We start from the raw sequence: 13,094 nt of genomic DNA on the forward strand, positions 1-13,094 counted from the left end.
CGGTGGCGCAGCCATCGACCGTTACGGCGTGCCGCTGGCCGATGAAACCCTGGCGCGCGCCAAGGCGGCCGATGCCATTCTGTTGGGTGCTGTTGGCGGGCCGAAGTGGGACACCATTGATCCGGCCATCCGCCCGGAGCGTGGCCTGTTGAAGATTCGTTCGCAGCTGGGCCTGTTCGGTAACCTGCGTCCGGCGATTCTCTATCCGCAACTGGCCGATGCCTCCAGCCTCAAGCGTGAAATCGTTGCCGGTCTGGATATCCTGATCGTGCGTGAGCTGACCGGCGGCATCTATTTCGGTCAGCCGCGCGAGAGCAAGGTGCTGGAAAACGGCGAGCGCATGGCCTACGACACCCTGCCGTACAGTGAGAGCGAAATCCGTCGTATCGCCCGCGTCGGCTTTGACATGGCCAGTGTGCGCGGCAAGAAGCTCTGCTCGGTGGACAAGGCCAACGTGCTGGCCTCCAGCCAGCTCTGGCGCGCCGTGGTGATTGAAGTGGCCAAGGATTATCCTGATGTCGAACTGAGCCACATGTATGTCGACAACGCCGCCATGCAGCTGGTGCGTGCGCCGAAGCAGTTCGACGTGATGGTTACCGACAATATGTTCGGCGACATCCTCTCGGATGAAGCCTCGATGCTCACCGGTTCCATCGGCATGCTGCCGTCGGCGTCTCTGGATGCCAACAACAAGGGCATGTACGAGCCGTGCCACGGCAGCGCGCCGGATATCGCAGGTCTTGGCATTGCCAACCCGTTGGCGACCATTCTCTCGGTGTCGATGATGCTGCGTTACAGCTTCAACCTTACGGCTGCTGCCGATGCCATCGAGCTGGCCGTAAGCAAGGTGCTCGATCAAGGCCTGCGGACTGGCGACATCTATAGCGCCGGTACGACCAAGGTCGGCACCGCAGCAATGGGTGATGCGGTAGTCGAAGCGCTGCGTAGTCTGTAATCTTCCTGGCCCGCCGGAGTTGTCCGGTGGACTGTTTATAAAGGTGTAGTGGTTATGAAACGTGTAGGTCTGATCGGTTGGCGCGGCATGGTCGGCTCCGTGCTGATGCAACGCATGCTGGAAGAGCAGGATTTCGACTTGATCGAGCCGGTGTTCTTCACCACCTCCAATGTCGGCGGCCAGGGCCCGGCGATTGGCAAGGAAACGGCGCCTTTGAAGGACGCCTACAGCATTGACGAGCTGAAAAGTCTCGACGTGATTCTGACCTGCCAGGGCGGCGACTACACCAGCGAAGTCTTCCCCAAGCTGCGCGAAGCTGGCTGGCAGGGTTACTGGATCGACGCCGCCTCATCGCTGCGCATGGACGACAGCTCGGTCATCGTGCTCGACCCGGTTAACCGCAAGGTGATCGACCAGCAGCTGGATGCCGGCACCAAGAACTATATCGGCGGCAACTGCACCGTCAGCCTGATGCTGATGGCCCTGGGCGGCCTGTACGAAGCCGGTCTGGTCGAGTGGATGAGCGCCATGACCTATCAGGCAGCTTCCGGCGCTGGCGCACAGAATATGCGCGAGCTGATCAAGCAGATGGGCGCGATCAACGCTTCGGTGGCCGATGAGCTGGCCGACCCCGCCAGCGCCATCCTCGATATTGATCGCAAGGTGGCCGAGGCCATGCGCGGCGAGTCTTTCCCAGTCGACAACTTCGGCGTGCCGCTGGCTGGCAGCCTGATCCCCTATATCGACAAGGAACTGCCCAACGGCCAGAGCCGTGAAGAGTGGAAAGGCCAGGCGGAAACCAACAAGATTCTTGGCCGTTTCAAGAACCCGATCCCGGTCGACGGCCTGTGCGTGCGCATCGGCGCCATGCGCTGCCACAGCCAGGCGCTGACCATCAAGCTGAACAAGGATGTGCCGCTGGCCGACATCGAAGGCCTGATCAGTCAGCATAACCCCTGGGTCAAGCTGGTGCCGAACCAGCGCGAAGCGAGCATCCGCGAGCTGGGCCCGACTGCTGTAACGGGCACCCTGAGCGTGCCGGTCGGTCGCCTGCGCAAGCTCAATATGGGCTCGCAGTACCTCGGCGCGTTCACCGTCGGTGATCAGCTGTTGTGGGGTGCGGCCGAGCCGCTGCGGCGCATGCTGCGTATCCTGCTGGAGCGTTGATCGCGCTGCGCTGATACGCAAACAGGCTGTCTAAGAGGGGCGGGCTGTTGGGTGTTCGAGTCAAATCGAGCACTCAGCAGTCCGCTCCTTTGCATTTGGCGGGTGCAGCTATACAGTACAGGGCTTATTTCTTCGAGCCTTGTCATGACCCGTACCTTCGATATTGCCGTCATTGGCGCCACCGGCAGCGTCGGCGAAACCCTGGTGCAGCTGCTGGAGGAGCGTAAGTTCCCGGTGGCTAATTTGCATGTGGTGGCCAGCGATGAGTCGGCCGGGCGCTCGTTGTCCTACAAAGGCAAGAACCTGCGCGTACGGGATCTACAGACCTTCGATTTTGCCAGCGTGCGGCTGGTGTTCTTGGCTGCCGGCAGCAAGGTGACCCAGAAATATGCGGCGCAAGCCGCTGCAGCCGGCTGCGCGGTGATTGATCTGGCCAGCGGTTTGCCTGCCGCGCAGGCGCCACGGGTGATCCCCGAGGTCAATCCTGGCGTATTGGCAGGCCTGGCGACGCCCTATCTGATGACCAGCCCAAGTGCCCCCGGTATTGCCCTGGCTGCGGTACTGGCGGCGTTGCCTGAACAGGTCAGTATTCGCCGGGTGAGCGTGACGGCCTGCTTGGCCGTGTCCAGTCGCGGGCGGGAAGGGGTTTCAGAATTGGCGCGGCAGACCGCCGAGCTGCTCAATGGCCGTGCGTTCGAGCCGCAGCTGTTTGATCGGCAAATGGCCTTTAATCTGCTGGCGCAAGTTGAGCAGACTGATAGTGCAGGGCATGCTGCGCTGGAACGGCAGATTGCCGCTGAACTCAAGGAGTTACTGGGTTTGCCTGAGTTGCAGGTGGCGGTGAGCTGTATTCAGGTTCCGGTGTTCTTTGGCGACAGCCTGAGTGTTTCGCTGCAAACCGCAGCGGCCATCGACCTGAAACAGGTGTATGCCGCGCTGGACGCCGCGCCGGCTCTGGAGCTGGTGGAATTGGATGATTATCCAACCGCAGTCGGCGACGCTGTCGGCCAGGATGTGGTCTATGTTGGCCGCGTGCGCGCCGGTTTAAGTGATCCAGCCGAACTTAATTTGTGGATTACGTCTGATAACGTGAGAAAAGGCGCGGCGCTAAATGCTGTGCAATTAGCCGAGTTGTTGATAAAACACTATCTGTAAAAGATACTTACCTAGAAATTTGAAGAATCTTTCGAGCTTGGCAATACTGGCTGAGTTGATTGCTGAGTGGGGTTACGCCTTCGGGTGGAGCAGGCAGCAATTTCCAAGATCCTCTCGCTGGTCGAGAAAAAAAGATAAAACAAGGGATAACGCTATGGTTCGGGTTCGCAAACTGGTGCTGGCAATTGCAGCTGCTTCGGCGCTGTCATCCGGTATGGCGCACGCGCTGGGGCTGGGTGAGGTGACCCTGCAATCGGCGCTCAATCAGCCGCTGGTGGCTGAGATTGAGTTGCTGGAGGTGCGTGACCTGGCTTCCAATGAAGTTATACCGACCCTGGCGTCCCCGGAAGCATTCAATAAGGCCGGCGTTGATCGTCAGTACTTCCTGACTGACCTGAAATTCACCCCGGTACTTAAACCCAATGGCAAAAGCGTCATTCGGGTGACCTCCAGCAAACCCATGCGTGAGCCTTACCTGAACTTCCTGGTTGAAGTGCTCTGGCCGAATGGCCGTTTGCTGCGTGAATACACCCTGTTGCTTGATCCGCCGCTGTATACCCCGCAGAGCGTTATTCCTGCTGCAGCGCAGATGCCTGTGGCTGCACCGACTCCTGCGCCACGCGTACAAGCCCCAGCCCCAGCCCCAGCGCCGCGCCCAGTGACTGCTGCGGCTCAGCCAGCAGCTCCGGTGGCGCCAGCAGCACCCACCGCTCCCGCGGCCAGGCCACTGGAAGGCAATGAATACAAAACCACGGCCAACGACACCCTCTGGGAAATTGCCCAGCGTGCGCGTGCCGGCGGTAGCGTGCATCAGGCCATGCTGGCGATTCAGGACCTGAACCCGGATGCCTTTATCGGCGGCAACATCAACCGTCTGAAAAACGGTCAGGTACTGCGTCTGCCTGATGAACAGCAGGTCAAGAGCCGTGCTCAGGGCGAAGCTCTGGCCCAGGTTGCCGAACAGAATGCCGCCTGGCGTGAAGGCCGCAGTGTCGCCGCCAGCGCTCGTCAGCTGGATGCCACCAAGCGCACCAGCGCCGCAGCAACGCCAGCCAAGGTTGAAACCGGTGATAGCCTGAAACTGGTTGCCGCTGACAGTGGTAAAGCCACTGCCGGCAGCGACAAGGGTGCAGCTGACAGCAAGGCACTGACGGACAAGTTGGCCGTGACCCAGGAAAGCCTGGACTCCAGCCGTCGTGAAAACGATGAGTTGAAAGGCCGTATGACGGATCTGCAGAGCCAGCTCGATAAGCTGCAGCGCTTGATTCAGTTGAAAGACGACCAGATGGCCAAGCTGCAGGCTGATCTTGCAGCGCAAGGTCAGGCTCCAGCTGTTGCCCCTGCCGCCCCAGCAGCCCCGGTAGCTGCCGCCCCGGTTGCTCCGGTTGAGCCTGCTCCTGTGGCCGCGCCACAAGCCCCTGCTGCTGCGACGCCGGTAGTACCTGCCGCAACTGGCGAGACGGATTTTAATTACAGCGAAGAACCTGCCGCCCAGCCAGAAGCCGTTGCACCCGTGGCGGTGCCTGAGCCAGCCCCGATTGCTGCACCCGCACCCGCACCCGCTCCGGTAGCGCCGGTTGCCCCAGTTGCCAAAGCGCCGGTAGTGGCCGAGCCACAGCCTGAGAGCAGTGCCATTGACGATCTGTTGGCCAACCCAATGTTGCTGGGCGCCGCAGGCGGTGGTGCGTTGCTGGTATTGCTGGTGGCGCTGATGATGCTGTCGCGCCGCAATGCACTGAAAGAAGCCGAATTACAGGAAAGTCTGGCCGCTGATGACGGCTCGTCCGATCTGGGCGCTGGCCTGGATCTGCCGGATGACAGCTTTGCCGGTGTGGCTGATGACCTGGATGGTCAGCAAACCGATTTGCCGAACGAAGAGCGCGTGACCGCGCAAACCGGTGATGCAATGGGTGAGGCGGATATCTACATCGCCTATGGTCGCTTCCCTCAGGCTGCCGAACTGCTGCAAACCGCGATCAATGATGAGCCGCAGCGCAGTGATCTGCGCCTGAAATTGATGGAAGTCTATGCCGAGATGGGTGACCGCAATGGTTTCGCCCGACAGGACAATGAATTGCGTGAGATCGGTGGCAGTGCCGCTGAGCTTGATCAGATCAACGCCCGTTACCCGGCCATGGCTGTTGCGGCCGGTGCTGGCTTTACTGCGGCGGTAGCCGCTGAGGAAAGTCTGGACAGCTTCAGCCTGGACGATCTGGCGCTGGATGAGCCGAGCCCGCAAGCCGCCACTGGCGATCAGGACGATGCATTCGATCTGAGCCTGGATGATCTAGAGTCCGAGCTGGATCGTGATCTGCAGGCTGCCGGTAACAGTGCTTCGCTGGATGATCTGGACAGCCTGTCGCTGGATAGCGACCTGGATTTCACCTCACCGGTTGAACAAGCCGATAACAAAGACGACGACCTGGATTTTGACCTGAGCCTGGCTGATAGCGGCGATAGCGGTCTGGAACTGAGCGGCGACCTGGCCGATTTCAGCCTGGATCTGGATACTCCGGCCAAGCCTGCGGCAGCCGCCGAAGATGATTTCCTGCTGAGCCTGGATGACGAGCCAAGTGCAGCGCCAGCTGTGGCTGAGTCAGCTTTTGACCTGCCGGATGAGCAGGCGGGCGGTGACTTTGATCTGTCGGCTGATTTCGATCTGTCGCTCAGTGATGAGGCGCCTGCGCAGCCATCCAGCGACAGCTTTGCTGCTCAACTGGATGAAGTCAGCGCTGAGCTGGACCTGCTGTCTGATGGCCTGGATCAGCCGGGTGAATTGGATGCGCCGGCCAGTGTCGCCTCGTCCAATATGGATAATGACGATGACTTCGACTTCCTTTCGGGTACCGACGAGACGGCCACCAAGCTCGATCTGGCTCGCGCCTACATCGACATGGGTGATACCGAAGGTGCTCGCGATATCCTCGATGAAGTCATCACCGAAGGTAATGAAGGTCAGCAAAATGAAGCGCGTGAGCTGATCGCTAAATTGGTTTGATACATGTCTGATGGTCTTACTACAACGGCAGCCGATTCGGCTGCCGTTGGCGTTTTCAAGATAGCCCTGGGTGTCGAGTACAAAGGTTCGCGCTATCGCGGCTTTCAGCGCCAGCGTGCCGGTGTGCCTTCCATTCAGGAGTCGCTGGAAAAAGCCCTGGCGAAAGTCGCCGGTGGTGTTCCCGTGACCTTGAGCTGCGCCGGGCGTACCGATGCGCTGGTGCATGCCAGCGCCCAGGTGGTGCATTTCAATACGCCGGTCGAGCGTTCCATGCATGCCTGGGTGATGGGGGCGAATATGAACTTGCCCGGTGATATCAGCGTGACCTGGGCCAAGTCGATGCCGGCGCACTTTGATGCGCGTTTTTGCGCTCAGGCGCGGCGCTACCGCTATGTGATCTACAACGATCAGATTCGTCCGGCACATATGGCCGAAGAAGTGACCTGGAACCATCGACCGCTGGATGTCGAACGCATGCGTCAGGCGTCTCGTGCATTTATCGGCACCCATGATTTCAGTGCCTTCCGCGCGCGCCAGTGCCAGGCCAAGTCGCCGATCAAGACCGTGCATCACCTGGAGTTGCTGCAACATGGGCGGTTTATCGTGCTGGATATCCGCGCCAATGCCTTCTTGCACCATATGGTGCGCAATATCGCCGGGGTGCTGATGACCATTGGCGCGGGCGAGCGGCCGGTTGAGTGGGCCCAGGAAGTGCTGGAAACCCGCGTGCGGCGTACCGGCGGAGTGACTGCGCACCCTTACGGGTTGTACCTGGTGCAGGTCGATTACCCCGAGGAGTTCGACTTGCCCAAGCGCTATTTGGGGCCGCACTTTCTTTCCGGCCTGCCCGATGTGGCGGCTGACGCCTGAAAGGCTATTTGTTAGCATCCGGCTTTCATTGAATTTATCGAGGTCATCCTGTTGTCAGCCGTTCGCAGCAAGATTTGTGGCATTACCCGCATAGAGGATGCATTGTCGGCTGTCGAGGCAGGCGCGGATGCGATTGGCCTGGTGTTTTATGCCAAGAGTCCGCGCGCCGTGACGCTGCAGCAGGCGCGCTCGATCATTGCTGCCTTGCCGCCTTTTGTGACCACGGTGGGCCTGTTTGTCGATGCCAGCCGCTGCGAACTGGGTGAAATTCTCGATGCACTGCCGCTGGATCTGCTGCAGTTCCATGGCGATGAAAGCCCGGACGACTGTGATGGCTACCACCGTCCCTATATCAAGGCACTGCGGGTCAAGCCAGGTGATGACATTGCCGCGCAGGTGGCGCTTTACAAAAATGCCAACGGTGTGCTGCTGGACACCTATGTCCCAGGTATTCCGGGTGGCACGGGTGAGGCGTTCGATTGGTCGCTGGTGCCTGAAGGTTTGAGTAAGCCGGTTGTTCTGGCGGGTGGCCTGACGGCTGAGAACGTTGCGCAGGCCATTGCTCAGGTGCGTCCCTATGCCGTGGATGTCAGTGGTGGCGTCGAAAAGGCCAAGGGCATCAAGGATGCTGAGAAGATTCGCGCTTTTATGCAGGCAGTAAAGGCTGCTTGAGGTGTGCAGGGGGGATGTGACGGCGCTGCTGGCTTGGCCGTCCATAACCCTGTTGCAGGTTGGATAAACGCTGCAGGCGGTCGTTCGGGCGGCGGGTGCGTCAATGCTGATGGCGGTGCACCGGCCCCTGAAACGACTGTACCCATGAATTTTCCCGGTTAGGCCTGGTCGCATACAGCGCAGCCCGTCCGGTTAACAGCTTTGGAGAGTCAAGAGCATGAGCAACTGGTTGGTAGACAAACTGATCCCATCGATCATGCGTTCTGAGGTCAAAAAGAGTTCGGTGCCCGAAGGCCTGTGGCACAAGTGCCCGTCCTGTGATTCGGTGCTGTACAAGCCTGAGCTGGAAAAGACCCTGGATGTTTGCCCCAAGTGCAATCACCACATGCGTATCGACGCCCGCGCGCGCCTGGATATCTTCCTCGATGCCGAAGGGCGTGTAGAGCTGGGTGCCGACCTTGAGCCGGTTGATCGCCTGAAGTTTCGTGATAGCAAGAAATACAAGGACCGCCTTGCTGGCGCGCAAAAGCAGACCGGTGAGAAAGATGCCCTGGTGGCCATTCGTGGCACCCTGGAAGGCATGCCGATTGTGACCTGTGCCTTTGAGTTCTCCTTTATGGGCGGCTCGATGGGCGCCATCGTGGGTGAGCGCTTTGTTCGCGCCGCCAATGCCGCCTTGGAACAGCGCTGCCCACTGGTGTGCTTCTCCGCATCCGGCGGCGCACGTATGCAGGAAGCGCTGATCTCGCTGATGCAGATGGCCAAGACGTCGGCTGTGCTGGCGCGTCTGCGTGAAGAAGGTATTCCGTTTATTTCCGTGCTGACCGACCCGGTGTACGGCGGCGTGTCGGCCAGCCTGGCCATGCTCGGTGATGTGATTGTTGCGGAGCCCCGGGCGCTGATCGGCTTTGCCGGCCCGCGGGTGATCGAGCAGACCGTGCGCGAGAAACTGCCGGAAGGCTTCCAGCGCAGCGAATTCCTGCTGGAGCACGGCGCCATCGACATGATCATTCACCGCGCTGAACTGCGTCCGCGCCTGGCGCGTCTGTTGGCTCAGCTGATGGGGTTGCCGTCGCCTGTAGCCTTGCCGGCGACTGCATGACCGAGCGCTCCCTCGCCGACTGGCTGAGCTATCTGGAGCAGCTACATCCCAGCGCCATTGATATGGGGCTGGAGCGTTCCCGGGTAGTGCTGCAGCGCCTTGGTCTGGCCAAGCTGGCGCCGCGGGTGATTACCGTCACTGGCACCAATGGCAAGGGTTCGACCTGCGCCTTTATTGCCTCGCTGTTGCAAGCGCAGGGTCTCAAGGTCGGTGTTTACAGCTCGCCGCACCTGTTGCGTTACAACGAGCGGGTGCAGATCGCGGGCGTTGAAGCCACTGATGCCATGCTCTGCGAAGCCTTCGCCGTGGTTGAGGCCGCGCGTGGTGACACCTCGTTAACCTACTTCGAAATGGGCACCCTGGCCGCATTCTGGTTATTCCAGCAGGCCGGTTTGGATGCGCTGGTGCTGGAAGTCGGCCTCGGCGGTCGGCTGGATGCGGTCAATCTGCTGGACGCCGACATTGCCCTAGTCACCAGTATCGGTATCGATCACGCCGAGTGGCTGGGTGATACCCGTGAGTCAGTCGCCTTCGAGAAGGCCGGCATCTTCCGCGCCGGCAAGCCTGCCCTGTGCGGCGATCTTGAGCCGCCGCAGCCCTTGCTTGATCAGGTGGCGCTGCTCGATGCTCCTTTCTTCCTGCGTGGCCGTGACTATGACCTGAGCATCACGGCGCAGGATTGGTCCTGGTACGGCCTCAACCATCAGGGCGAAGTGCTGAGTCTGGCGCATTTGCCGTTGCTCGATCTGCCCATGGAAAACGCTGCGCTGGCTCTGCAGGCCTATGCGGTGATGCAATTGCCCTGGCAGCCAGAGGTGATCAGCCAGGCACTGCAGCAAACGCGGGTGACCGGGCGACTGGATCGCAGAATGCTTAATTGGCAGGGCAAGTCACTCACGCTGCTGCTCGATGTTGGGCATAATCCCCATGCAGCCGAGTACCTTGCTCAGCGTTTGGCCCGTCGTTCGCTATCAGGTAAGCGCCTGGCCGTGTTCGGTTTGCTGGCTGATAAGGATCTGCCTGGTGTAGTGGCGCCGTTATTAAGCGAAGTGCACAGTTGGGCGGTGGCGGCTTTGCCGACCAGTCGCACCCGTGCTGCCGCCGAGTTGCAGGCGCATCTGCATAACAGCGGGGCGCGAGTGGCGGCTTATGCCAGTGTGCAGGCAGCGCTGGAGGCTCAGTGTGAGCAGGCTTCGGCTGGCGATGAAGTGCTGCTGTTTGGATCTTTCTACTGCGTGGCCGAGGCCCTGGATTGGCTGGCCCGCCAAGCCAATGGGGGCGTGCAGGATGGCTTTGCTGGATAAGGGATTGAAGCAGCGCATGGTCGGTGCGCTGGTATTGCTGGCGCTGGCAGTGATTTTCCTGCCGATGCTGCTGTCGCGTGAAGATGAGTCGCAGCGGGTTCAGGTCGATGCACCGGCAATTCCGGCGGCTCCCGAGGCCCCTGAGGTCGAATTGCAGCCGGTGGTCGTGCCTGAGCCGCAGTTATTGCCCGATGAGTCTATCGACGCCGACGCCGGCGCTGCGCAAAGCCTGGAGCCCAGCGAGCCGGTTGTCAGTGAGCTGCCGACCGCGCCAATCACTCCAGCGACACCAGCGGCCATGCCTGAACCTGTGCTAACGCCGCCTCAGCCTGCGCCGAGTAAGCTGGATGCCAATAGTCTGCCAATCAGTTGGTCGGTGCAGTTGGCCAGTCTGTCCAGCAGCGAGGGCGCGCAGAAGTTGCAGAAAACCCTGCGCAGCCAGGGCTACAACGCCTATATCCGCAGCGTCGATGGCATGAATCGGGTGTTTGTCGGGCCGCTGATTGAGCGTGCCGAGGCGGATCGTCTGCGTGATCAGCTCAATCGCCAGCACAAGCTCAATGGCTTCGTGGTACGTTTTCAGCCCGAAGCCGGCTGAGCAAGCGGCTTGGCGTGCCTCGCCAAGCCGAGCTGACTGGCCCGCCGCTAAGCGGGACGGGCATTTCAGCGGTTGGCGAATCCTTTGCTTACGCCTCGCACAGGTGCTCTGCTAAAATGCAGCGCCTTTCTCGTCGGTAACCTGCATCGTGGCATTCACCTGGGTCGATTGGGCGATTATCGCCGTTGTCGCCGTTTCAAGTCTGATCAGTCTGAGCCGAGGCTTCGTCAAGGAAGCCCTGTCATTGCTTACCTGGATCATTGCTGGCGTGGTCGCTTGGATGTTCGGCGGCGCCCTGTCGCAGCACCTGGTGGATTTTATCGAAACGCCTTCGGCGCGCGTGATTGCAGGTTGCGCGATTCTATTTGTGGTCACCCTGTTGGTCGGTGCCCTGGTCAATTACCTGATTGGTGAGTTGATCCGGGTGACCGGGCTGTCAGGGACTGATCGTTTTCTCGGCATGGTCTTCGGCGCGGCGCGCGGCGGCTTGCTGGTGGTGGTGCTGGTCGGTCTGATCAGCCTGGCGCCGGTGCAGCAAGACAGCTGGTGGCAGCAGTCGGCCCTTGTGCCGCATTTTCTGATGGTTGCTGATTGGTCGAAAAACCTGATTCTGGGTCTGTCCAGTGAGTGGCTGGCCAGCGGCGTGACTGCGCCGGTGGAGTTACCGTTCAAAGAGGCACTGCAGCAGCCTAAACTGCCGTAAGTGCATTGCGAATCATCGTGTTTCATTGAGTAGGGGTTGCGTCACATGTGCGGCATTGTCGGTATCGTCGGTAAATCGAACGTCAATCAGGCGCTGTATGACGGGCTCACCGTCCTCCAGCACCGCGGCCAGGATGCTGCCGGTATTGTCACCAGCCATGATGGCCGCCTGTTCCTGCGCAAGGACAACGGCCTGGTGCGTGACGTGTTCCAGCAGCGCCACATGCAGCGGCTGGTTGGCCATATGGGCATCGGCCACGTGCGCTACCCGACGGCGGGCAGCTCCAGCTCGGCCGAAGCGCAGCCGTTCTACGTCAACTCGCCGTATGGCATCACCCTGGCGCACAACGGCAACCTGACCAACGTCGAGCAGCTGGCCAAGGAGATCTACGAGTCTGACCTGCGCCACGTCAACACCAATTCCGATTCGGAAGTGCTGCTCAACGTGTTTGCTCACGAGCTGGCCCAGCGCGGCAAGTTGCAGCCTACTGAAGAAGACGTGTTCGCCGCCGTGACGGACGTGCACGAGCGCTGCCTGGGTGGCTATGCGGTGGTGGCGATGATTACCGGTTACGGCATCGTCGGTTTCCGCGACCCCAACGGCATCCGCCCGATTGTCTTCGGCCAGCGTCATACCGACGAAGGCGTGGAATATATGATCGCCTCGGAAAGCGTCTCGCTGGACGTGCTCGGTTTCACCCTGATTCGCGATCTGGCGCCGGGCGAAGCGGTGTACATCACCGAGGAAGGCAAGCTGTTTACCCGCCAGTGCGCGGCGAATCCGAAATACGCACCGTGCATCTTCGAGCACGTCTATCTGGCGCGCCCGGATTCGATCATGGATGGCATCTCGGTGTACAAGGCGCGCCTGCGCATGGGCGAGAAGCTGGCTGACAAGATCCTCCGCGAACGTCCGCAGCATGATATCGACGTGGTCATCCCGATTCCGGATACCAGCCGTACTGCGGCGCTGGAACTGGCCAACCATCTGGGTGTGAAGTTCCGCGAAGGCTTCGTCAAGAACCGTTATATCGGCCGCACCTTTATCATGCCGGGCCAGGCAGCGCGCAAGAAATCCGTGCGGCAGAAGCTCAACGCCATCGAGCTGGAGTTCCGCGGCAAGAACGTGATGCTGGTGGACGACTCCATCGTGCGCGGCACCACCTGCAAGCAGATCATCCAGATGGCTCGCGAAGCCGGGGCGAAGAACGTCTATTTCTGTTCGGCCGCGCCGGCGGTGCGTTACCCGAACGTGTACGGCATCGACATGCCCAGCGCCCATGAGCTGATCGCGCACGGCCGCACCACCGAGGAAGTCTGCGAGCTGATCGGCGCCGACTGGCTGATCTACCAGGATCTGCCGGATCTGATCGAAGCAGTCAGTGGTAGCAAAAAGGTCAAGATCGACAATTTCGACTGCGCGGTGTTTGACGGCAAGTACGTGACCGGCGATGTCGACGAGGCTTACCTGGACAAGATCGAGCAGGCCCGCAACGATGCCTCGAAGGTCAAGTCCCAGGCTGTCAGCGCGATTATCGACCTGTACAACAACTAGGTTGCAGTCCGGCCTG

General features: G+C 60.5%; 11 protein-coding genes. All 11 read left to right on the plus strand.

Annotated features, from left to right (window positions below):
* Window positions 1–955: 3-isopropylmalate dehydrogenase (leuB, locus tag WA145_RS06890; RefSeq protein ID WP_422580859.1), on the plus strand; the 955-nt coding region annotated here is incomplete at its 5' end.
* A gap of 54 nt (window positions 956–1,009) precedes the next feature.
* Entirely contained in the window at window positions 1,010–2,122 is a 1,113-nt protein-coding gene (gene asd, locus WA145_RS06895) for an aspartate-semialdehyde dehydrogenase (protein ID WP_422580860.1), read from the plus strand.
* Window positions 2,123–2,266: 144 nt separating this feature from the next.
* On the plus strand, window positions 2,267–3,277 hold the full coding sequence (locus tag WA145_RS06900) for an aspartate-semialdehyde dehydrogenase (RefSeq protein ID WP_422580861.1): 1,011 nt from the start codon (window positions 2,267–2,269) through the stop codon (window positions 3,275–3,277).
* Between the two features lie 154 nt (window positions 3,278–3,431).
* The gene (locus WA145_RS06905; RefSeq protein WP_422580862.1) at window positions 3,432–6,275 is read left to right on the plus strand and encodes a FimV/HubP family polar landmark protein; all 2,844 of its coding nucleotides are present in this window, start codon (window positions 3,432–3,434) and stop codon (window positions 6,273–6,275) included.
* 3 nt (window positions 6,276–6,278) lie between these two features.
* Window positions 6,279–7,145, plus strand: coding sequence for a tRNA pseudouridine(38-40) synthase TruA (gene truA, locus WA145_RS06910; protein WP_269382752.1), 867 nt, complete (start codon window positions 6,279–6,281; stop codon window positions 7,143–7,145).
* A gap of 51 nt (window positions 7,146–7,196) precedes the next feature.
* Entirely contained in the window at window positions 7,197–7,817 is a 621-nt protein-coding gene (locus tag WA145_RS06915; protein WP_422580863.1) for a phosphoribosylanthranilate isomerase, read from the plus strand.
* 217 nt (window positions 7,818–8,034) lie between these two features.
* Window positions 8,035–8,919: an acetyl-CoA carboxylase, carboxyltransferase subunit beta gene (accD, locus tag WA145_RS06920; RefSeq protein ID WP_422580864.1), complete on the plus strand. Its 885-nt coding sequence runs from the start codon at window positions 8,035–8,037 to the stop codon at window positions 8,917–8,919.
* Window positions 8,916–10,223 (plus strand): bifunctional tetrahydrofolate synthase/dihydrofolate synthase, encoded by a 1,308-nt coding sequence (folC, locus tag WA145_RS06925; protein WP_422580865.1) that lies wholly within the window; start codon window positions 8,916–8,918, stop codon window positions 10,221–10,223. Before accD ends, folC begins: the two co-directional genes overlap by 4 nt.
* The gene (locus WA145_RS06930) at window positions 10,207–10,821 is read left to right on the plus strand and encodes an SPOR domain-containing protein (RefSeq protein WP_422580866.1); all 615 of its coding nucleotides are present in this window, start codon (window positions 10,207–10,209) and stop codon (window positions 10,819–10,821) included. Before folC ends, WA145_RS06930 begins: the two co-directional genes overlap by 17 nt.
* Window positions 10,822–10,969: 148 nt before the next feature.
* Window positions 10,970–11,524, plus strand: coding sequence for a CvpA family protein (locus WA145_RS06935; RefSeq protein ID WP_422580867.1), 555 nt, complete (start codon window positions 10,970–10,972; stop codon window positions 11,522–11,524).
* A 45-nt stretch (window positions 11,525–11,569) separates the two neighbouring features.
* Window positions 11,570–13,078: an amidophosphoribosyltransferase gene (gene purF, locus WA145_RS06940; RefSeq protein ID WP_422580957.1), complete on the plus strand. Its 1,509-nt coding sequence runs from the start codon at window positions 11,570–11,572 to the stop codon at window positions 13,076–13,078.
* Window positions 13,079–13,094 lie beyond the last annotated feature (16 nt).

It is taken from the genome of Pseudomonas sp., from assembly GCF_049301935.1.
Classification (GTDB): Bacteria; Pseudomonadota; Gammaproteobacteria; order Pseudomonadales; family Pseudomonadaceae; genus Aquipseudomonas.

Excerpts from the sequence above, each read along its gene's own strand:
- asd (WP_422580860.1), top strand. The coding sequence starts at position 1,010 with ATGAAACGTGTAGGTCTGATCGGTTGGCGCGGCATGGTCGGCTCCGTG.
- WA145_RS06900 (WP_422580861.1), top strand. The coding sequence starts at position 2,267 with ATGACCCGTACCTTCGATATTGCCGTCATTGGCGCCACCGGCAGCGTC.
- WA145_RS06905 (WP_422580862.1), top strand. The coding sequence starts at position 3,432 with ATGGTTCGGGTTCGCAAACTGGTGCTGGCAATTGCAGCTGCTTCGGCG.
- truA (WP_269382752.1), top strand. The coding sequence starts at position 6,279 with ATGTCTGATGGTCTTACTACAACGGCAGCCGATTCGGCTGCCGTTGGC.
- accD (WP_422580864.1), top strand. The coding sequence starts at position 8,035 with ATGAGCAACTGGTTGGTAGACAAACTGATCCCATCGATCATGCGTTCT.
- folC (WP_422580865.1), top strand. The coding sequence starts at position 8,916 with ATGACCGAGCGCTCCCTCGCCGACTGGCTGAGCTATCTGGAGCAGCTA.
- WA145_RS06930 (WP_422580866.1), top strand. The coding sequence starts at position 10,207 with ATGGCTTTGCTGGATAAGGGATTGAAGCAGCGCATGGTCGGTGCGCTG.
- purF (WP_422580957.1), top strand. The coding sequence starts at position 11,570 with ATGTGCGGCATTGTCGGTATCGTCGGTAAATCGAACGTCAATCAGGCG.